Source organism: Streptomyces sp. Ru73 (assembly GCF_002920575.1).
Taxonomy (GTDB): Bacteria; Actinomycetota; Actinomycetes; order Streptomycetales; family Streptomycetaceae; genus Streptomyces.
In genome coordinates this window covers 48,907-68,802 of record NZ_PQSQ01000017.1, presented here as the reverse complement: position 1 = coordinate 68,802, position 19,896 = coordinate 48,907, and the positions used below count along the sequence as shown (strand labels likewise).

General features: G+C 73.1%; 13 protein-coding genes, 1 pseudogene and 1 riboswitch. Of the genes and pseudogenes, 4 read left to right on the top strand and 10 right to left on the bottom strand.

Annotated features, from left to right (window positions below):
• The gene (locus C3486_RS10905) at positions 1–1,413 is read right to left on the bottom strand and encodes a hypothetical protein (protein ID WP_146074984.1); all 1,413 of its coding nucleotides are present in this window, start codon (positions 1,411–1,413) and stop codon (positions 1–3) included.
• 485 nt (positions 1,414–1,898) lie between these two features.
• Here C3486_RS10905 and sepH point away from each other — a divergent pair, with 485 nt between their 5' ends.
• Positions 1,899–3,008 carry a septation protein SepH gene (gene sepH, locus C3486_RS10900; protein ID WP_103832420.1) on the top strand — a complete coding sequence of 370 codons (1,110 nt, stop codon included), beginning with the start codon at positions 1,899–1,901 and terminating at the stop codon, positions 3,006–3,008.
• A 353-nt stretch (positions 3,009–3,361) separates the two neighbouring features.
• On the opposite strand, the gene C3486_RS10895 is transcribed toward sepH, so the two are convergent.
• A complete protein-coding gene (locus tag C3486_RS10895) occupies positions 3,362–4,198 on the bottom strand; it encodes a sulfurtransferase (RefSeq protein ID WP_103832419.1) in 837 nt (278 codons plus the stop codon).
• Between the two features lie 277 nt (positions 4,199–4,475).
• Here C3486_RS10895 and C3486_RS10890 point away from each other — a divergent pair, with 277 nt between their 5' ends.
• Entirely contained in the window at positions 4,476–5,249 is a 774-nt protein-coding gene (locus C3486_RS10890; RefSeq protein ID WP_103832418.1) for a VOC family protein, read from the top strand.
• Positions 5,250–5,308: 59 nt separating this feature from the next.
• On the opposite strand, the gene C3486_RS10885 is transcribed toward C3486_RS10890, so the two are convergent.
• The 4 genes and pseudogenes from C3486_RS10885 to C3486_RS10870 form a co-directional block, all read right to left on the bottom strand.
• The gene (locus C3486_RS10885) at positions 5,309–5,962 is read right to left on the bottom strand and encodes a thymidine kinase (RefSeq protein WP_103832417.1); all 654 of its coding nucleotides are present in this window, start codon (positions 5,960–5,962) and stop codon (positions 5,309–5,311) included.
• 282 nt (positions 5,963–6,244) lie between these two features.
• A complete protein-coding gene (locus C3486_RS10880; protein ID WP_103832416.1) occupies positions 6,245–7,444 on the bottom strand; it encodes an alkaline phosphatase family protein in 1,200 nt (399 codons plus the stop codon).
• Positions 7,444–8,034 carry a DUF5998 family protein gene (locus C3486_RS10875; RefSeq protein WP_103832415.1) on the bottom strand — a complete coding sequence of 197 codons (591 nt, stop codon included), beginning with the start codon at positions 8,032–8,034 and terminating at the stop codon, positions 7,444–7,446. Before C3486_RS10875 ends, C3486_RS10880 begins: the two co-directional genes overlap by 1 nt.
• Before the next feature lie 58 nt (positions 8,035–8,092).
• A pseudogene (locus tag C3486_RS10870) lies at positions 8,093–11,097 on the bottom strand (GNAT family N-acetyltransferase).
• 247 nt (positions 11,098–11,344) lie between these two features.
• On the opposite strand from C3486_RS10870, the gene C3486_RS10865 reads away from it, so the two are divergent.
• Entirely contained in the window at positions 11,345–11,626 is a 282-nt protein-coding gene (locus C3486_RS10865) for an HPr family phosphocarrier protein (protein ID WP_030618643.1), read from the top strand.
• A 267-nt stretch (positions 11,627–11,893) separates the two neighbouring features.
• Here C3486_RS10865 and C3486_RS10860 read toward each other — a convergent pair whose 3' ends face one another.
• The 4 genes from C3486_RS10860 to C3486_RS10845 form a co-directional block, all read right to left on the bottom strand.
• The gene (locus C3486_RS10860; RefSeq protein WP_103832414.1) at positions 11,894–12,592 is read right to left on the bottom strand and encodes a GntR family transcriptional regulator; all 699 of its coding nucleotides are present in this window, start codon (positions 12,590–12,592) and stop codon (positions 11,894–11,896) included.
• A gap of 259 nt (positions 12,593–12,851) precedes the next feature.
• On the bottom strand, positions 12,852–13,682 hold the full coding sequence (locus tag C3486_RS10855) for a M23 family metallopeptidase (RefSeq protein ID WP_103832413.1): 831 nt from the start codon (positions 13,680–13,682) through the stop codon (positions 12,852–12,854).
• Positions 13,683–13,694: 12 nt separating this feature from the next.
• Positions 13,695–13,848, bottom strand: a riboswitch (cyclic di-AMP (ydaO/yuaA leader).
• 342 nt (positions 13,849–14,190) lie between these two features.
• Positions 14,191–15,558 carry a pitrilysin family protein gene (locus C3486_RS10850; protein ID WP_103832456.1) on the bottom strand — a complete coding sequence of 456 codons (1,368 nt, stop codon included), beginning with the start codon at positions 15,556–15,558 and terminating at the stop codon, positions 14,191–14,193.
• 20 nt (positions 15,559–15,578) lie between these two features.
• Positions 15,579–16,961 (bottom strand): pitrilysin family protein, encoded by a 1,383-nt coding sequence (locus C3486_RS10845; RefSeq protein WP_103832412.1) that lies wholly within the window; start codon positions 16,959–16,961, stop codon positions 15,579–15,581.
• Between the two features lie 338 nt (positions 16,962–17,299).
• On the opposite strand from C3486_RS10845, the gene C3486_RS10840 reads away from it, so the two are divergent.
• Complete coding sequence (locus tag C3486_RS10840) at positions 17,300–19,765, top strand: DNA topoisomerase (ATP-hydrolyzing) subunit A (RefSeq protein WP_103832411.1); 2,466 nt, start codon at positions 17,300–17,302, stop codon at positions 19,763–19,765.
• Positions 19,766–19,896: the final 131 nt, after the last annotated feature.

Here is a 19,896-nt window from a genome sequence, read left to right as displayed (position 1 = left end):
TCAGTTCCCGGAGTCCGAGGGCTGCTCGGTCTCCTGGTCCGCGGAGTCGGGGCTGTCGCTCGCGCCCCCGGTCCCGTCGGAGGGCGACGGCGTGGGCGTCGGCTCGGCGCTCCCGCCGTCGTCGCTCGGCGTCGGGCCGGGCGTGGCCGACGAGTCGTCCGTGCCGCTGCCGGTGCCCTTCTGTGTGGCGCCGTCGGAGCCGGTCTCCGTACCGGAGCCGGAGCCCGACCCGGTGTCGGCGGTGCCGCCGGTGGCGTCCGGCTGCGGCGTGGGCCCGTCCGTGGCGCCGCCCCGGTCGGTGTCCTCGGTGGCCGCGCCGGGCGACGGCGTGGGCGTCGCGGGGGCGCCGCCGCTGCCGCGGGAGTGGAAGAGGTTGGTGACCGACGTGCCGGTGCCGCCCGCCGCGTCGTGCCCCGTGGCCAGCTCGAAGACGGTGACCCCGGCCATCGCGAGCAGGAAGACCGCCAGGCCGGCGAGCCAGGTGCGGCGCCGCCCGCGCCACCGGGTGCCGTAGAGCGCGGGCTCGTGCTCCTCCTCGGCGGCGTCCGGCGGCGCCTGGAGAAGCTGCGTCTCCCGGTCGGCATCGTTGAGCTGCGCCTCCGGGCCGGCGCCTTTCAGGAGCTGCGTCTTCTCGTCGGCGCCCTTCGGGGACCGCGTCGCCGAGTCCGCACTCCTCAGGAGCTGCGTCTCCCGGTCGGCGCCATTGAAGAGCTGCGTCTCCTGGTCCGCGCCATGGAGAAGCTGCGTCTCCTGGCCGGCGTCGTGAAGAGGCCGCGTCTCAGGACCGACGCTCCGCAGGAGCTGCGTCTCGTGGTCCGGCCGGGGCAGCATCCGGGTCTCGTCGTCCGCGCCCTCCACAGAGGTGGGGCACAGCGCCCGGGTGGCCACCTCCGACAGCATCGGAAGGGCCCGTGTCGCGTCCGCCGCTCCGGAAGCACCGGGAAGCCCGGGCGCCACCGCGGTACCGCCGGCGGGTTCCCGCTCGGCTGCCCGGTCCATGGCCGCCGCCACGGACGTGACCTCGTCCTCCGTGCCGTCGCGGCCGAACGTCGGCAGCACCATCGTGGCCCCCGCCGGGCTGTCCCCCGAGGTCGCGCGCGCACGCGTACCGGAAGCGGCGGCGCGGCCCCCGAGGACCTGCTGCCGGCGGCGCGGCCTGGGCCGCGTGCTGACCGTGACCTCCTTGACCTGCTCACCGGTACGGCGGAAGAGATGCTGGAAGATCGACCCGCCCGTGGTGGCGACCACGCTCACCACGCCCGCACCGATGACCGTTCCGTAGACGCCGAGCCGACCCGCCAGATAGGCGGCGACCGCCGCCGCGAGCGCACTGCCCGCCACCTGGGCGACGCTCAGGTCGAGCCGTTTCTCCTTCCCGGTCTTCTTTGTGTGGCTATCGGTTCTGTCGTCCATTCCACGCCCTTGATCGACGCTTCGATCGGTCTTGCACAAAGAAGGGACATTTGGGCGAACTGGATAGTTCCGTTTCTGACTGTTCTGTGAAGCACGCCACATTTTCGGTGTACGTCACCGCACGGCCCGGAAGTAGAGAGGTCGACAAGGCGACCGAACTCCGCTGTCCAGCGGAAACTCGGCGGCGCGGCGACCCACCCCCGGTGGTCCGAATGGAGTACTGTTGCGAATCCTGGCCCCGGTTTCCCGTCCGGCTGCCCGGACCCACGGGAGGGGCCTCCAAGGCGGCACTCGCCCCGGGCGCCGCCATCCGGCACGGGGTGCTGGTACACAGGGCAACCGGTACGGTCACCGGAGGTTGCAAACTGGTTACCGTGTCATAACGGCGTTTCAGGGCCACAGCCTGACGCGCCGGGCAACTCGGCAATGTTGTGGCAGGCTGCACCCGGGCAGGCCACACTCGACTAGCGGAAGCAGCGACGCACGTGACGTCGGCAGGCACCACCCGGGAGGTCCCCATGCCCGAACTGCGTGTCGTGGCCGTCTCGAACGACGGCACACGGCTGGTGCTCAAGGCTGCGGACAGCACCGAGTACACGCTGCCGATCGACGAGCGGCTGCGTGCCGCGGTGCGCAACGACCGCGCACGCCTGGGCCAGATCGAGATCGAGGTGGAGAGCCACCTCCGGCCACGCGACATCCAGGCCCGTATACGGGCCGGTGCGTCCGCCGAGGAGGTCGCCCAGCTCGCCGGCATCCCCGTCGACCGCGTGCGGCGCTTCGAGGGCCCCGTGCTGGCCGAGCGCGCGTTCATGGCCGAGCGGGCCCGCAAGACACCCGTGCGCCGGCCCGGTGAGAACACCGGTCCGCAGCTGGGCGAGGCGGTCGCCGAGCGGCTGCTGCTGCGCGGCGCCGACAAGGACAGCGTGCAGTGGGACTCCTGGCGCCGCGACGACGGCACCTGGGAAGTGCTGCTGGTCTACCGCGTCGCCGCCGAGCCGCACTCCGCGAGCTGGACGTACGACCCGCCCCGGCGGCTCGTGCAGGCCGTGGACGACGAGGCGCGGGCGCTGATCGGCGAGACCGACGACACCCCGGAGCCGAGCTTCCCGTTCGTGCCGCGGATCGCGCGGCTGCCCCGGGACCGGCCGCTGGACCGTTCCCTGGACCACCAGCAGTCCGCCGAGCGGCCGGCACCGCCGGCCGCCGAGGACGACGCCCCCGCGGCCTCCGCGGCGTCCTCGGCCGAGGACGTCGAGGAGCGGGACCCGCGCGACTCGCTCACCAGCCTCCTGGAGGCGGTGCCGAGCTTCCGCGGTGACCTGGTCGTCCCCGAGCCGAAGACGCCGCCGGACGACGAGCCGTCGACGGAGGCCGAGGTCGAGGAGCCGCCGGCCCCCGCGGCGAGCGCGGGCGCGGGTTCCGCGTACGCCGACGTGCTGATGCCGCGTTCGGTGGCGGGACACCGGGACCGGCTGAAGGGCACCACCGACCGCCAGGCCGAGGCGGACGGCGTCCGCCCCGGCCGCCGCGCCGCCGTACCCAGCTGGGACGAGATCGTCTTCGGCACGCGGCGCAAGAAGCCGGACGCCTGACCGCCCAGCGGTCAGGCGCACACGGCCGAGCCCCACGACGACGGTCTCGCGGCCGGATCCACAGGCGCGGAAACGGTCCTGCGGTCGAGTACGAGCCACCCGCGCCCGCAGCACCGCATCCGGCGCGGAAGCGGTCCTGCGGGCGGGCACGAGGATCTTGCGGGGCAAGCACGAGAGGCCCCGCGCCCGCACCATCGCATCCGGCGCGGAAACGGTCCTCCAGAGTGGACGCAAAAGGCCCGGCAGCCGTCCCAGTCCAAGGGGCCGCTGCCGGGCCTTCGCCTGCCGGCTGCCGGCTGCCGCCCCGGTGCGACCCGGCGGCGGTAGCGGCGGTGACGGGCGGGCTCGTCCGGTCAGCCCGCTTCCGGGCCCGTGGCCACCGGCCGGGACGGGTCGGAGGACCACTCGCTCCAGGACCCCACGTACAGCGCGGCCGGCACGCCCGCCACGGCCAGCGCCAGCGCCTCGTGCGCAGCGGAGACGCCGGAGCCGCAGTAGACGCCGACCTCGGCCCCCGGCACCGCCCCCAGCGCGGCGAAGCGCTCGGCCAGTTCGGCGGCCGGCCGCAGCGTGCCGTCCGGGGCCGCGTTCTCGCTCGTCGGCGCCGACCGCGCCCCGGGGATGTGGCCGCCGACCCGGTCGATCGGCTCCACGTCACCGCGGTACCGCTCGGCCGCCCGCGCGTCCAGGAGCACCCCGCGACGGGCCAGGGCGGCCGCCTCGTCGGCGTTCAGCACCGGCACGGCGCCGGGCGCCACCGTGAAGTCCCCGGGCTCCGGAGCGGCCTTCTCGTCGGTCAGCTCACCGCCCGCCGCCCGCCACGCCGCCAGGCCGCCGTCCAGGACGCGTACGGACTCGTGCCCCGCCCAGCGCAGCAGCCACCAGGCGCGGGCCGCTGCCCAGCCCTGCCCGCCGTCGTACACGACCACCTCACGGTCCTTGGAGACCCCGGCGGCCCGCATGGCGTCGCCGAAGACCTCCGGGTCCGGCAGCGGGTGGCGGCCCGCGTCGCCCGCGGGCCCCGCCAATTCGGTGTCCAGGTCGACGTAGACGGCGCCGGGCAGGTGGCCCGCCTCGTACTCGGGACGGCCGGGCGGCCCGCCGAGCTGCCAGCGGACGTCGAGGAGCACCGGAGGCGTATCGCCCGCAAGCTCGCTCGCCAGTTCGGAAGCGGAGATGATGGCATTCATGGCCCCATCCTTGCGCAGTCACGGGCGGGCCACGCCGATCATCGGCAAGTCGCGCAAGGGAAGTGCGCGGCCCGCCGCACAAGAAGGTCACGCCGGACGGTGACATCGGCAGAAACGAACCTGCGTCATCAGATCGGGCGCTTCCCGACAGCGCCGCCCATCAGGTCGCGCCTCCGGCGGCGCGGCCGGACCCCGGCACGCGCCCGAGGGTGCGAGCATCTGCACGGCACGGCCCTTACCCGTACGGTCCCCCCCGAAGGCCCGAGGAGCGAGCGAGATGACGACCGAGGCAGCGAGTCCGCGGGTGCCCGGCACCCCTTGCTGGGTGAGCCTCATGGTGCACGGCATGGCCACGACACAGGACTTCTACAGTGCCCTGTTCGGCTGGGAGTTCCGTCCGGGGCCGCAGCAACTCGGCCCCTACGTAAGGGCGCTGCTCGCCGGCCGTGAGGTGGCGGGCATCGGCGTACTGCCTCCGGAACGGCAGCTGTCCCTCGCCTGGACGCCCTACCTCGCCAGCGACGACGTGGACGCCGCGACGGAGCGCATCCGCGCCTGCGGCGGCACGGTGGGCGTCGGCCCGCTGGACGCCGAGCGGTCGGGGCGGATGGCGCTCGCCTCGGACCCGCAGGGCGCGGTCTTCGGGGTGTGGCAGGGGCACACGATGAAGGGCGCCGCGGTGTTCGGTGAACCGGGCACCCTGGTGTGGAACGAGCTGGTCACCCGGGAGACCGCCGCGGCGGGCCGCTTCTATGAAGCCGTCTTCGGCTTCGAGGCCGAGCCGGTGGCCGGCTCCCACCGGCTGACGCTGTGCCTCAAGGGACGCCCGGTGGCGAGCATCCGAAGCGCGGCCGACGCGGTCCTCCGGGAGCGGGGGCCGCACTGGACGACGTACTTCGCCGTCTCCGACGCGGACGCCGCGGCCCGCCGGGTCGTGGAGCTGGGCGGACGCGTGACGGACGCCCCGCGCGACTCGCCGCGCGGACGCATCGCGGTGGTCGCCGACCCCGAGGGCGCGGCGTTCACGGTGATCCAGCGACCGCCGAGGTGAGGACGAGTGGTACGAGGGTACGAGGGGTACGAGGGCTCGGAGTGCGGGCCGCTCCTCCCTCACTCCCCCGCGTCGACCGGGAGGACGTCCGGGGAGAGGGCAGCGGCGTGGGCGGAGGCGGCGGTCTGACGGCGTCTGTGGTGGCGCCGGCAGAGCACTTCGTACCCGACCTCGGTCCCGGCCGCGTGCACGTCTCCCACGACCACCTGGTCGCCCTCGACGACCATCTGCCCGCCGACCGTACGGGCGTTGTGGGTGGCGCGGGCACCGCACCAGCACAGCGCCTCGACCTGAAGAACCTCTATGCGGTCGGCCAGTTCGACCAGCCGCTGGGAGCCGGGGAAGAGCTTGCTGCGGAAGTCGGTGGTGATGCCGAAGGCGAAGACGTCCAGCTCCAGGTCGTCCACCACGCGGGCCAGCTGCTCGACCTGGTCCGGGGTCAGGAACTGCGCCTCGTCGGTGATGACGTAGTCGACGCGGGCCCCGGCGCTGATGCGGTCGACGACGCAGGCGTAGAAGTCCAGGTCGTCGGCGACCTCCACGGCGTCGACGGCGAGACCGAGCCGGGAGGAGAGCCGTCCGGTGCCCGCGCGGTCGTTCCGCGTGCAGATCATGCCCTGGAGGCCGCGGGCGGAGCGGTTGTGCTCGATCTGCAGCGCGAGCGTCGACTTCCCGCAGTCCATCGTGCCGCTGAAGAACACCAGTTCAGCCATGGGGGGTGTGGTCGCCTTTCGCTCCCGCCGGACCGTACCGACGGGCGAGGAGTCGTACAAAACAGGGGGCAGGGGGCTGAGTGGTGCGCCGCACAGGGAAGGGCGCACGCCGTATCGATTCGCCCTCCACTTCCCCCATTGGGGGTGCGGAGAACCCCTGCTCAACACAGTAGCGAGCGCCTCTGACAGTGAGTCCCTCCGGCACCGCACGGAACTCCGGCACCGCACGGAACTCCGGCATCGGCACGCCGCACGTACGGGCGTGGCGCTGAGCCCGCCGTGTCAGGTGCGGACTTCCAGGAGGGGGACGAGCTGTTCGGCCGGGGTCATGGAGCCGTGCATGCCGACCATGGCCGACTCCCGCGGCTCGTTCTCGCTCGCGATGATCACCATGTCGGACTGCGCGGCGGCCACCACGTCCCCGATCCGCTCCCGCACCCGGTCGTCGACGTGCGGCCCGAACCACCCGGCGGCGATGGCCTCCTCGCGCCCGGCCACCCACATCTGCTCGCCGACCACCTCGCGCCAGACCGCGAGCACGTCCTCGGCCGCGCCCGGATGCGCGTACACGTGACGGCAGCGGCCCTCACCGCCCAGGAGGCGGACGCCGGCGCTCAGTTCCCAGTCCTCGTCGAAGTCGACGCGGTGCTCGTCGTCGAACGGGATGTCGATCATGCCGTGGTCGGCGGTGACGTACAGGACCGAGCGCGGCGGCAGCTGTTCGGCCAGCCGCTCGGCGAGCCGGTCGACGTACATCAGCTGGCCGCGCCAGGCGTCGGAGTCGACGCCGTAGCGGTGTCCCTTGCCGTCGACCTCCGAGTAGTACGTGTAGACCAGCGACCGGTCACCGGCGGCCAGCTGCTCGGCGGCCAGGTCCATCCGCTCCTCGCCGGAGAGCCGCCCGTGGAACGTTCCGCCGCTGAGCGCGATCTCCGTGAGCGGCGTGCGCTCGAAGTTCGGCGCCGAGACCTGGCAGGTGTGGATGCCCGCGGCGTCCGCCTGCTGGAAGACCGTGGGGTACGGCTGCCAGGCGTGCGGGTCGGTCCACGGGTACCAGCGCAGCTGGTTCATCAGCGCGCCGGCGGCGGGGTCCTGGACGGTGTACCCGGCGAGGCCGTGCGCGCCGGGCGGCAGGCCGGTGCCGACCGAGGCGAGGGAGGTCGCCGTGGTGGACGGGAAACCGGCCGTCATGGGGCGCCCGGTGCCGTTCATGGACGTGCCGAGCAGTGAGGTCAGGAAGGGCGCCTCGTCGGGGTGGGCGCGCAGCAGCTCCCAGCCGAGGCCGTCGATCAGGAAGACGCAGGCGCGGTCGGCGGGGGCCAGCTCCAGGCCGGTCGGCCGGGGGTGGCTGAGGCCCTGGCCCGCGGTGATGGCGGGCAGCAGGTCGGCGAGCGAGCCGGTGCCGTAGCGGGGTACGGGCGCTGTGGCGAGGTCGAGCGGTTCGGGCCAGGCGGACGCCGGGTCCACGGCGTACCCCGCCATCAGCGGACGGCCGAGGCTGCGGTGGCTTCGGAGAGCGCCTGGGCGAAGGCGAGCGTCTGCCGGACGGTGTCCGGGCCGTCGCCGGCCTCGCTGACGCGCAGCGAGAGGTCGTCGGCGGTGGAGGAGCCGGTGTAGCCGTGGTCGGCCTCGCAGTTCGGGTCGCCGCAGCTGGCGGGCTCCAGGTCGAGCCGGGAGACGGCGCCCCAGCCGATGGTCAGCACGACCTCGCGGGGCAGCTGGCCCGGGGTGTACGCCTCCGGGTTGGCGACGACGCGGCTCAGCACGACGGAGGAGATGCGCCCCAGCTTCACCGACTCGGTGGAGGTGGTGGCGTACGGGGTCGGCGAGGTGGCGTCGGCGGCCTGCTCGTCGGTGTGGCTGACGATGAAGCGGGTGTTGGTGAGGACCAGGACGGTGACGTGGCGGCGCACTTCGTTGGCGTCGAAGGTCGTCTCCTGGTGGACCACGTACGACACCACGGGCTCGCCGCCGATCGCGGCCTGCACCGCCTCGGCCACGAGTGCCGGGTAATAGCCGCTGCGCTCGATCGCCGCGCGCAGCCCCTGGGTCGTCGTACCGGTCTTAGCCATGGGGTCCATCCTACGGGGCGCCGGGCCCGGTACGGGCCGCAGGCGGCGGGGCCGGGGGTCAGTACACGGGGAGGCGGCGGGGGCCGAGGTCGGTGGTGGCGGGCGGGCGGGCCAGCCGCACGGAGGCGCCGAGGACGGAGAGCCCCTGGGGGGAGACGACGACGGGTTCCAGGTCGACGCCGACGACCTCGGGGTGGTCGTCGACGAGCCGTGAGACGCGCAGCAGCAGTTCTTCAAGGGCCGCGCTGTCCACGGGCTGCGAGCCGCGCCACCCGAAGAGCAGCGGCGCGCTCCTGATGGAGCGGATCTGTTCGGCGACGTCCCGGTCGGTGGCGGGGACGAGGCGGTGCGCGACGTCGCCGAGGAGCTGGGAGGGGGCGCCGGCGAGCCCGAAGGAGAGCGCCGCGCCGGCTGCGGGGTCGATGGAGGCGCGGATGACGGTGTCCACGCCCCGCGGGACCATCGCCTGCACCACGGGGCGCAGCTCTTCGGGCTTCCCGAGGAAGTCGGTCAGCTCCTGGTAGGCGCGGCGCAGGGCGCGCTCTCCGGGGAGGTCGAGGCGTAGCCCCCGAGGTCGGCGCGGTGGCGCAGGTGGGGTGCGGTGGTCTTCAGGGCGACGGGGTAGCCGAGGGCCTCGGCGGCGCGTACGGCGGCGTCCGCGTCGGGTGCGGGGAGGGCGGCGCGTACACGGATGCCGTAGCGGCCGAGGAGGGCCGCGGCTTCGTCGGCGGGGAGCGCGACGGAGCGGTGCGGCTCGGTGTCGCTGGTGAGCTCGTCGAGCAGTCGCTCGATGTCGGCGCCGGCGGCCGCCTCCTGGATGTCGTCGTACTCGGGGACCTTGCCGGGGGCCGCGGACTCGCGGCGCCAGGTCGCGTACCGGACGGCCTCGGCGAGGGCGCGTACGGCCCGCTCGGCGGCCGGGTAGGCGGGGATGCGGGGCAGACCGCCGGGGCGCGTCCCGGGCGTCGCAGCGGCGTCCTCGGCGGCGTCCGCGGCGACGTCTTGGGCAGCACGCTGGGCGGCTTCCGGGGCGGGGGTGCCCTCAGCGGCTTCCGGGGCCTGGGGACCGGCAGCGGCTTCCGGGGCGCGCGGACCGTCGGCGGCCTCCGGCGCATCCCCGGCTCCCCGCTCCCCCGCCGTACTCGTGGCCGTCGTACTCGTGGCCGCCGTGCCCGTCGCCGCCGTGCCCGAGAGCGCGCCCGCCAGTTCTTCCATGGCGAGGTGGACGACGGCGACGGGCTTGGCCGGGCCGTCGGCGGCGGCCTCGCGCAGGGCGGTGGCGAGGGCCGCGATCTCCTCGGGGTCGGCGCTGCTGCCCTCGGCGACCCAGGGGATCGCGGTGAGGAGGACCGCGTCGATGCGGTCCCCTGCGAGGGCGTCGGCGAGCGCCGCGCGGAACTCGGCCGTGGTGGCGGCGAAGGGCAGCACATGGGGGCGCTGCGGGCGCAGCCCTTCGGTGAGGCAGACGTCGTAGGCGAGGAGGTTGAGCGCTTCGGAGTTGCCGAGGATCGCGACCCGGGGCCCTGCGGGCAGCGGCTGGGAGGCGAGCAGCAGGCCCACGTCGATCAGTTCGGTGACGGTGCCGACGCGGATGACGCCGGCCTGCCGCATCAGGTCGGAGACGGTGGAGTCGGGGATGCGGGTGGTGGGGACGGTGTGGCCGGGCGGGACGGTGCCGCTGTGCCGGGCGCCCTTGACGACCACGACGGGCTTGGCCGCGGCGGTGCGGCGGGCGAGCCGGGTGAACTTGCGCGGGTTGCCGATGGACTCCAGGTACAGCAGGGCCACGTCGGTGGCGGGGTCCTCGTACCAGTACTGGAGCAGGTCGTTGCCGGACACGTCGGCGCGGTTGCCGGCGGACACGAAGGTGGAGACCCCGGCGATGGCGCCGTCCCCGGGGCCGCGCTGCTGGAGGGCGCTGAGCAGGCCGATGCCGATGGCGCCGGACTGGGTGAACAGGCCGACGCGGCCGGCGCCGGGCGGCTGGGGCGCGAGGGAGGCGTTGAGGCGGACGCCGGGTGCGGTGTTGATCAGGCCGAACGCGTTGGGGCCGACGAGTCGCATCCCGTAGGAGCGGGCCTGGCGCAACAGGGCGCGCTGCTTCTCGCGTCCTTCGGGGCCGGCCTCGGCGTATCCGGAGGTGAGGATGACCAGCCCCTGTACGCCGTGTTCGCCGCAGTCCCGTACGACGTCGGGCACGTGGGCGGCGGGCACGGCGACGACGGCGAGGTCGACGGGGCCGGGGATGTCGCCGACCGAGCGGTAGGCCGGTACGCCCTCCGGGTCCAGCGTGCTGCCGCCTTCGGGGAAGGCGTGGTTGACGGCGTACGTGTGGCCGGTGAAGCCGCTGTCGAGGATGTTGCGGAGGGCGGAGCGGCCGACGCCTCCGGGGGCGCGTCCGGTGCCGATGACGGCGACCGAGCCGGGGGCGAGCAGCCGCTGTACGGAGCGGGCCTCGGCGCGGTGCTCGCGGCCGCGCATGACGGCCACGGACTGCTCGGTGGGTTCGAGGTCGAATTCGAGGCGGACGACGCCGTCTTCGAAGGTGCGCTTCTGGGTGTACCCGGCGTCCGTGAACACCTTGATCATCTTGGTGTTGGCGGGCAGCACCTCGGCGGCGAACCGCCGGATGCCGCGCTCGCGGGCGACCGCGGCGATGTGCTCCATGAGGGCGGAGGCCACGCCGCGGCCCTGGTGCGCGTCCTGCACGAGGAAGGCGACCTCGGCCTGGTCGGCGTCGGGGCCGGTGGCGGGCCGGCCGTCGGCGTTGATGCGGTCGTAGCGGACGGTGGCGATCATCTCGCCGCCCACGAAGGCGGCGAGCCCGACCCGGTCGACGTAGTCGTGGTGGGTGAAGCGGTGCACGTCGCGGTCGGAGAGGCGCGGGTAGGGCGCGAAGAAGCGGTAGTACTTCGACTCGTCGGAGACCTGCTCGTAGAAGGCGACCAGGCGCGCGGCGTCGTCCGGGGTGATGGGGCGGATCCGGGCGGTGCCGCCGTCTCGCAGCACCACGTCGGCTTCCCAGTGGGCGGGGTAGGCGGCGGTGTCCGACGGCGTCTCCATGCGGACAGCGTACGACCGGCTGCGTATACGGGGGCGGCCGAAGCATCCGGAGGGGCCACGGACGCGACCGTACGTGGGCAGCGGCGGGACGGTGCGTGCGACCGGGTCTCAGCATGCGTACAGCGGGGGCGTGCCGCACGCTTGGACTTCTAGGATCCGAGCGCTCGCGCGGGCTGGGCACACCGGACCACCGGTGCCCGCGTGAGAGACTGGTCTAGACAACTTTTCCGACCCGAAGGGCAACACAATGGCTGAGCGCCGCGTCAATGTCGGATGGGCCGAGGGTCTGCACGCCCGCCCCGCCTCGATCTTCGTCCGTGCGGCCACCGCTTCCGGCGTGCCGGTCACGATCGCCAAGGGCGACGGCAACCCCGTCAACGCCGCCTCCATGCTCGCGGTCCTGGGCCTGGGCGCCCAGGGCGGCGAGGAGATCGTGCTGGCCTCGGACGCCGAGGGCGCCGACGCCGCGCTGGACCGCCTGGCGAAGCTCGTCTCCGAGGGCCTGGAGGAGCTTCCGGAGACGGTCTGACCTTCGGGTGCCCCGGCGGCCCGCACGCCGCCGTACGGCCCCTCACGGCCCCGCCATGCCGACCCTCGTACGGGTCGCGGGCGGGGCCGTTTCGCATTCCGGCGGCCGCACGGGCATTACCGGCACCGGAACAATTCCCCCACCGCTCGCCGGCGGACAGGTTCGACAGCGCTCGGGAATTTCCTTTATCGGCTCAGGCGTCAGGGATATTCGGACACGCCGAACAAGGGGTACGGAATTCCCCACGAGTTGTATACGGCAGCGGTGTTAATTCCGGGCGCGCGCCATGTTTACGGACGGTTTCGCTTCCCTCACCGCCGGTGCCGGATAGCGCAGCCGGTGGGCGGGCAGCGCGCGCTCCACGTGTGCGGCGGTCAGTGCGCGGGCGCGCTCCGCATCGCCGCGCGCGACCGCGTCCACGATGGCGCCGTGCTCCTGCCAGTACCGGTCCACGTCGCCGGGCGCCGACCGGTCCAGGTCGACCGCATACACCCAGTCGATCTTCCGGCGGAGCTGGGTGAGCAGCGCCGCCATGCTGGCGCTGCCGGTCGCCTGGGCCAGCGTCTCGTGGAACCAGCCGTCCAGTTGCCGCAGGTCGGCGGCGTTGTCGTGGCGGGCTCTGGCGCGCCCGAGGCGGACCAGGCCGCGCAGCACCTTCAGGTGCGCCGCGGAGCGGCGGGCGGCCGCGCGGGCGGCGCCCAGGGGCTCCAGGAGGAGGCGGATGTCCAGGAGGTCGGCGGCCTCCTGCGCGGTCGGCTCGGCGACGCACGCGCCCGCGTGCGGCCGGGTGGTGACGAACCCCTCGGACTCCAGGGTGCGCAGCGCTTCGCGTACGGGGACGCGGGAGACGCCGTACCGGGAGGCGAGCAGTTCCTCGATCAGCCGGGAGCCGGGCGGGAGCGTTCCGGAGACGATGTCGTCACGAATCGCCGTGCAGACCGCATGCGCCGAAATGTTTCCTCGCATCGTCCGTGCCTCCGCCGGAATCCTCTGGAAACGCCGCCGGGCGGCGCCTTTTCCGTGACTCTAAGGCACCGGACCGGAATTTCCGATGGCCGTGACGCATTCATGGCTGATTTTTGGCCGGTGCGCGGGTTTTCCGGGGAAGCGGGGGCGTGCGCGCATACGGAAAGGCCGAAGCCCCGGCCGGGAGGGCCGGGGCTTCGGGTGGTACGCGGGGCGCGCCGTACGGAACGGAGTCCGCCGGGCGCCGGCGCCGGGGCCGTCAGACGTTGACGCCGTGCGAGCGCAGGTACGCGATCGGGTCGATGTCCGAGCCGTAGTCCGGGCCGGTGCGCGCCTCGAAGTGCAGGTGCGGGCCGGTGGTGTTGCCGGTGTTGCCGGACAGCGCGATCTGCTGGTTCGCGGAGACCTTCTGGCCGACCGAGACGCCGATGGACGACAGGTGGCCGTACTGGGTGTAGGTGCCGTCCTCCATCTTGAGGACGATGTTGTTGCCGTAGGCGCCGCCCCAGCCGGCCTCGACGACGGTGCCCGCACCGACGGCGTGGACGGGGGTGCCGGAGGCGGCGTGGAAGTCGATGCCGGTGTGGCTGCCGGAGGACCACAGCCCGCTGGAGGCCTTGTAGCCGGTGGAGACGTAGCTGCCGGCGATCGGCGCGACGAAGCCGGAGGGGCTGAGGGTGGTGCGGGCCTCGGAGCGCGAGGCGCGCGCCTCGGTCTTCTTCTTGGCCGCGGCCTTCTTCTTCGCGGCCTCGGCGGCGGCCTTGCGCTGCGCCTCCTGGGCCTTCTTCTTGGCGGCCTCGGCGTTCTTGACCGCGGCGTCCTCGACCTTCGTGCGCGCGGCGGTGACCTCGGCGGCCTCCTCCTGCGCGTCGGCCTGGGCGACGATGTTGTCGGCGACCCGGTCGCCGGTGTCGGCGATGGCGCGGGTCAGGCCGGTGTCGGTGACGTTCTGGCCCTCACCGGCGGCCAGGGCCGGGGAGGCGATGGAGACGGCGACGCCGGTCGCCGCGGCTATACCGGCGATGTTGCGGGTGGTCCGGGCAGCACGGCCGGGGCGGCGGTGCTTGCCGGTGGCACGGGTGAACGCCATGACCGGCGCACTCCTTTCCTTCCTTCTCGCCTACCGGGTTAGCTGACGGGTTCGGAGCAGGAAGGTCTCCTACGGGCGGCTCCGGGGAGTCGCCCGATTCACCCCAGGGGACTGGGTCCCCGGCTCCCCTGGCTCGCGCCGTACGGGGACTCGGCGATGACTGTCCGGCGGCCGCGGGCGCGGCGCACTTCTGACGAACAGCCGAGCCGACGCTAAACGGGACATCTCGCGATCAGCAAACAGAATCGGGGGTTTGTGCCGGACGCCACACGCGGTACGCGCAACCACCTACTGCATTCCGGACAAACACCCAGATCCCGGGCCGCTTTGGCGACCCGGGATCTGCTATGTCCTGATATGTACGCGGCGTTGATACGATTCACGCCACCCTGTGACGGCACCGGTACGGCGCGTTCCGGGCCGCCCGCATGCCGTACGGCGCGGGCGAATTCACACCCGCTACCGCACCGGCCGGCGCCGGTCGATGCCCGCCGCCGGCCGCTCCGCTTCAGCCCTTGACGACCGACACCTCACCGATGCCCAGCTTCCGCACCGGCTCCGCGATCTGCGCGGCATCGCCCACCAGGACCGTGACCAGCCGGTCCACCGGGAACGCGCTGACCGCCGCGGCCGTCGCCTCGACCGTGCCCGTCTCGGCCAGCCGCCGGTACAGCTCCGCCTGGAAGTCGTCCGGCAGCTCCTGCTCGACCTGGTCGGCCAGCGTCCCCGCCACGGCCGCCGCCGTCTCGTACTTCAGCGGCGCCACACCGACGAGGTTCTGCACCGCCACGTCCCGCTCGGCGTCGGTCAGCCCCTCGGAGGCCAGCGTCCGCAGCACCTTCCAGAGGTCCTCCAGCGCGGGCCCCGTGGAGGCGGTGTCCACCGAACCGCTTATGGCCAGCATCGCCGCACCCGTGCCGTCCGCGGAGGAGCGCAGCACCTGGCCGAAGGCCCGCACGCCGTACGTGTAGCCCTTCTCCTCGCGCAGCACCCGGTCCAGCCGCGAGGTGAGCGTGCCGCCCAGGCAGTACGTGCCCAGCACCTGGGCGGGCCAGACGCGGTCGTGCCGGTCGGCGCCGATCCGGCCGATCAGCAGCTGCGTCTGCACGGCACCGGGCCGGTCCACGATGACCACGCGGCCCGTGTCGTCCGCGACGATCGGCGAGGCCGCGACCGGCTCGGCGGCGGAGCCCGTCCACGCGCCCAGCGTCTCCTCCAGCGCCGCGTCCAGGTCCACCCCCTCGAAGTCCCCCACGACCACCGCGGTGGCCGTGGCGGGGCGCACGTGCGCCTCGTAGAAGGCGCGAACGGCGGCCGCGTCGATGCGCGCCACCGTCTCCTCCGTGCCCTGGCGCGGCCGGGACATCCGGGACGCGGCCGGGAACAGCTCCCTGGACAGCGCCATCGCGGCCCGGCGGGCCGGGTTGGCCAGCTCGTGCGGGATCTCGTCCAGGCGGTTGCGCACCAGGCGCTCCACCTCGCTGTCCGGGAACGCCGGGGCGCGCAGGGCGTCGGCGAGCAGCCCCAGCCCCTTCGTGAGGCGCGAGGCCGGCACCTCAAGGGACACCCGGACACCCGGGTGGTCGGCGTGCGCGTCCAGCGTGGCGCCGCACCGCTCCAGCTCCGCCGCGAACTCCTCCGCGTCGTGCTTGTCGGTGCCCTCGGAGAGCGCCCGCGCCATGATCGTGGCGACGCCGTCCAGGCCCTCGGGCTCGGCCTCCAGCGGCGCCACCAGGTTGATCTCGACGGCGACCAGCTGCTGGCCCGGCCGGTCGGCGCGCAGCACCGTCAGGCCGTTGCCGAGCGCGCCGCGCACCGGGGCCGGGAACGCCCACGGCTTCGGCTGTCCGGCCTGCGGCTGCGGGTGGAAGGTCATGGTGGGGGTCACGGCGTCGCTCACTGGGCCGCCTCCTCGGTCTCGGTCTCGTGCTGGGCGGCGGTCGCGTCGGCCTCGGTCGCCTCCGCGGCGGCGGCCTCGGCGGGCCCGGTCGGCTCGTACACCAGCACCGCGCGGTTGTCCGGACGCAGCCGCGCCGCGGCCACCGCCTGAACCTCCTCCGGAGTGACCTCCAGAACGCGCTGCACGGCGCTCAGCGCCAGCTGCGGGTCGCCGAACAGCACCGCGTAACGGCACAGTTCGTCCGCGCGCCCCGCGACCGTCTCCAGACGGTCCAGCCACTCGCGCTCCAACTGGGCCTGCGCGCGCTCCATCTCCTCCGCGGTCGGGCCCTCCTCCGCGAAGCGCTTCAGCTCCTCGTCCACGGCCCGCTCGATGGCCGGCACCTCCACGCCCGCCGACGTCTTCACGTCCAGCCAGCCGAGGGACGGCGCGCCCGCCAGGCGCAGCAGCCCGAAACCGGCCGCGACGGCGCTGCGGTCCCGGCGCACCAGGCGGTTGTACAGCCGCGACGACTCGCCGCCGCCCAGGATCGTCAACGCCACGTCCGCGGCATCAGCCTCACGAGTGCCGTCGTGCGGCAGCCGGTACGCCGCCATCAGGGCCCGCGAGGGCACCTCCTCGTGCACGACCTCGCGCAGCTCCTTGCCCATGATCTCGGGCAGCGAGCCGTCCCGCGGCGGCTGCTTGCCGTCGTGGCCCGGGATGGAGCCGAAGTACTTCTCCACCCACGCCAGCGTCTGCTCGGGGTCGATGTCGCCCACGATGGACAGCACCGCGTTGTTCGGCGCGTAGTACGTACGGAAGAAGTTCCGCGCGTCCTCCAGGGACGCCGCGTCCAGGTCGGCCATCGACCCGATGGGCGTGTGGTGGTACGGGTGGCCCTCCGGGTAGGCCATCGCCGTCAGCTTCTCGAACGCCGTCCCGTAAGGCACGTTGTCGTACCGCTGGCGCCGCTCGTTCTTCACCACGTCGCGCTGGTTCTCCAGCGACTCCTCGTCCAGCGCGGCCAGCAGCGAACCCATCCGGTCCGCCTCCAGCCACAGGGCGAGCTCCAGCTGATGGGCCGGCATGGTCTCGAAGTAGTTCGTCCGCTCGAAACTCGTGGTGCCGTTGAGCGAACCGCCGGCGCCCTGCACCAGCTCGAAGTGACCGTTGCCCTTCACCTGCGCCGAACCCTGGAACATCAGGTGCTCGAAGAGGTGCGCCAGGCCCGTACGGCCCTTCACCTCGTGGCGGGAGCCGACGTCGTACCACAGGCAGACCGCCGCGACGGGGGTCAGGTGGTCCTCGGAGAGCACCACGCGCAGGCCATTGGCCAGCCGGTGCTCGGTCGCTGTCAGGCCGCCGGACCCGGCTTGTTCTGTGGCCGTGTGACCCATGGGCATGTACGTCCCTTCGATCCGCTTGCGAGGAAGTTCTGTCACTGTATGCAAGCGCGCCGACATCTGGCGAAGTTCCCGCCCGGCACCCCGCCGCAAGGAGATTCCCCGGAACGAGGCCCGCCGCACATCCCGCTCGGACGGGCGTACGGACGGGTCGCGGTCGGCGTTGTCAGACCCGCGGGCCACAATGGACCGCGACAGGCTCAGCCGTTGAGCATCCAGCGCCGGCCGCTGAGCCTGGCCGGCAGGACGGACGACACCCGTACCGGCCCGCCGGCCAGCAGACGCCGTAGCCGTAAGCGAAGCCGAATTCGAGCGAAGGAGCCGCAGCCGCGATGGCCCGCCGCAGCACGAAGACCCGACCCTCAGGGGGCACCCCGGAGCCCCAGGACTTCGAGGAGCGGATCCTCGACATCGACGTCGTCGATGAGATGCAGGGTTCCTTCCTTGAGTACGCGTATTCGGTCATCTACTCGCGCGCCCTGCCCGACGCACGCGACGGCCTCAAGCCCGTACACCGCCGCATCCTGTACCAGATGAACGAAATGGGCCTCCGCCCCGACCGCGGCTACGTGAAGTGCGCCCGCGTCGTCGGCGAGGTCATGGGTAAGCTCCACCCGCACGGCGACGCGTCCATCTACGACGCGCTCGTGCGCATGGCGCAGCCCTTCTCCATGCGGCTGCCGCTGGTCGACGGCCACGGCAACTTCGGCTCGCTGGGCAACGACGACCCGCCCGCCGCCATGCGGTACACCGAATGCCGCATGGACTCCGCGACCTCCCTGATGACGGAGTCCATCGAAGAGGACACCGTCGACTTCCAGCCCAACTACGACGGCCAGGAGCAGGAGCCGGTCGCCCTCCCCGCGGCCTACCCCAACCTCCTCGTCAACGGCGCCTCCGGCATCGCCGTCGGCATGGCGACCAACATGCCGCCGCACAACCTCGGCGAGGTCATCGCCGCGGCCCGGCACCTCATCAAGCACCCCAACGCCGACCTCGAGACGCTCATGAAGTACGTCCCGGGTCCCGACCTGCCCACCGGCGGCCGCATCGTCGGCCTCTCCGGCATCCGCGACGCGTACGCCAAGGGCCGCGGCTCCTTCAAGATGCGCGCCACCGCCACCGTGGAGAACGTCACCCCCCGCCGCAAGGGCCTGATCGTCACCGAACTGCCCTTCACGGTCGGCCCCGAGAAGGTCATCTCCAAGATCAAGGACCTGGTCGGCGCCAAGAAGCTGCAGGGCATCGCCGACGTCAAGGACCTCACCGACCGCGAGCACGGCCTCCGCCTGGTCATCGAGATCAAGAACGGCTTCAACCCCGAAGCCGTCCTCGAATCCCTCTACAAGCTCACGCCCATGGAGGAGTCCTTCGGCATCAACAACGTCGCGCTGGTCGACGGCCAGCCGCTGACGCTGGGCCTGAAGGAGCTCCTGGAGGTCTACGTCGACCACCGCTTCACCGTGGTGCGCCGGCGCAGCGAATTCCGCCGCACCAAGAAGCGCGACCGCCTCCACCTCGTCGAGGGCCTGCTCACCGCCCTCGTCGACATCGACGAGGTCATCCGCCTCATCCGCTCCAGCGAGAACAGCGCCGAGGCCAAGCAGCGCCTCATCGAGCGCTTCGGCCTCAGCGACATCCAGACGCAGTACATCCTCGACACCCCGCTGCGCCGCCTCACCAAGTTCGACCGCATCGAGCTGGAGTCCGAGCGCGACACCCTCCGCGCCGACATCGAGAAGCTGACCAAGATCCTCGAATCCGACGCCGAGCTGCGCAAGCTGGTCTCCTCGGAACTGGCCGCGGTCGCCAAGAAGTACGGCAGCGACCGCCGCACCGTCCTGCTGGAGTCCTCCGGCGCGACCGCCGCAGCGGTGCCGCTGGAGGTCGCCGACGACCCGTGCCGCGTCCTGCTGTCCTCCACCGGCCTGCTGGCCCGCACGGCCGGCGGCGAAGGCACCTTCGACACCGACGCCAAGCGCGCCAAGCACGACGTCATCGTCTCCGCCGTGCCCGCCACGGCCCGCGCGGAAGTCGGCGCCGTGACCTCCGCAGGACGCCTGCTGCGGCTCTCGGTGATCGACCTGCCCCAGCTCCCCGAGACGGCCTCCGCGCCGAGCCTCTCCGGCGGCGCGAAGATCTCCGAATTCCTGACGCTGGAGGACGGCGAGGAACTGGTCTGCCTCACCACCCTCGACGAATCCTCACCCGGCCTCGCCCTCGGCACCGAACACGGCGTGGTCAAGAGAGTCGTCCCCGACTATCCGGCCAACAAGGAAGAGCTGGAGGTCATCACCCTCAGGGACGGCGACCGCATCGTCGGCGCCGTCGAGCTGCGCACCGGCGAGGAAGACCTGGTCTTCATCACCGACGAGGCCCAGCTGCTGCGCTACCCCGCCGCACAAGTACGCCCCCAGGGCCGCGCCGCCGGCGGCATGACCGGCATCAAGCTCGGCCCCGACGCGAAGGTCATCTCCTTCACCGCGGTCGACCCGGCCGCCGACGCCGTGGTCTTCACCGTCTCCGGCTCGCACGGCACCCTCGACGACGGGGTCAGCACCGCCAAGCTCACCCCGTTCGACCAGTACCCGCGCAAGGGCCGGGCGACCGGCGGCGTCCGCTGCCAGCGCTTCCTGAAGGGCGAGGACCATCTCGCACTGGCCTGGGCCGGCGCCGCGCCGCCCCGCGCCGCCGACGCCAAGGGCAGCCCGGTACCCCTGCCCGAACCGGACCCGCGCCGCGACGGCTCCGGCGTACCGCTGAAGAAGAGCGTGGCGGCAGTGGCGGGGCCGGTGTAGGACGTCGTAGGACCGTTGTGGGGCCGTCGTAGGACCTGTAGGACCCCGTCAGAACGGTCGGGGGACGTGCCCTGGCGTCGTACGACGCCAGGGCTTCAGGGGCCGGGTGGTGGTCTCGGTGCGGGGGTGCG

Excerpts from the sequence above, each read along its gene's own strand:
- C3486_RS10905 (WP_146074984.1), bottom strand. The coding sequence starts at position 1,413 with ATGGACGACAGAACCGATAGCCACACAAAGAAGACCGGGAAGGAGAAA.
- C3486_RS10895 (WP_103832419.1), bottom strand. The coding sequence starts at position 4,198 with ATGAATGCCATCATCTCCGCTTCCGAACTGGCGAGCGAGCTTGCGGGC.
- C3486_RS10890 (WP_103832418.1), top strand. The coding sequence starts at position 4,476 with ATGACGACCGAGGCAGCGAGTCCGCGGGTGCCCGGCACCCCTTGCTGG.
- C3486_RS10885 (WP_103832417.1), bottom strand. The coding sequence starts at position 5,962 with ATGGCTGAACTGGTGTTCTTCAGCGGCACGATGGACTGCGGGAAGTCG.
- C3486_RS10880 (WP_103832416.1), bottom strand. The coding sequence starts at position 7,444 with ATGGCGGGGTACGCCGTGGACCCGGCGTCCGCCTGGCCCGAACCGCTC.
- C3486_RS10875 (WP_103832415.1), bottom strand. The coding sequence starts at position 8,034 with ATGGCTAAGACCGGTACGACGACCCAGGGGCTGCGCGCGGCGATCGAG.
- C3486_RS10865 (WP_030618643.1), top strand. The coding sequence starts at position 11,345 with ATGGCTGAGCGCCGCGTCAATGTCGGATGGGCCGAGGGTCTGCACGCC.
- C3486_RS10860 (WP_103832414.1), bottom strand. The coding sequence starts at position 12,592 with ATGCGAGGAAACATTTCGGCGCATGCGGTCTGCACGGCGATTCGTGAC.
- C3486_RS10855 (WP_103832413.1), bottom strand. The coding sequence starts at position 13,682 with ATGGCGTTCACCCGTGCCACCGGCAAGCACCGCCGCCCCGGCCGTGCT.
- C3486_RS10850 (WP_103832456.1), bottom strand. The coding sequence starts at position 15,558 with ATGACCTTCCACCCGCAGCCGCAGGCCGGACAGCCGAAGCCGTGGGCG.
- C3486_RS10845 (WP_103832412.1), bottom strand. The coding sequence starts at position 16,961 with ATGGGTCACACGGCCACAGAACAAGCCGGGTCCGGCGGCCTGACAGCG.
- C3486_RS10840 (WP_103832411.1), top strand. The coding sequence starts at position 17,300 with ATGGCCCGCCGCAGCACGAAGACCCGACCCTCAGGGGGCACCCCGGAG.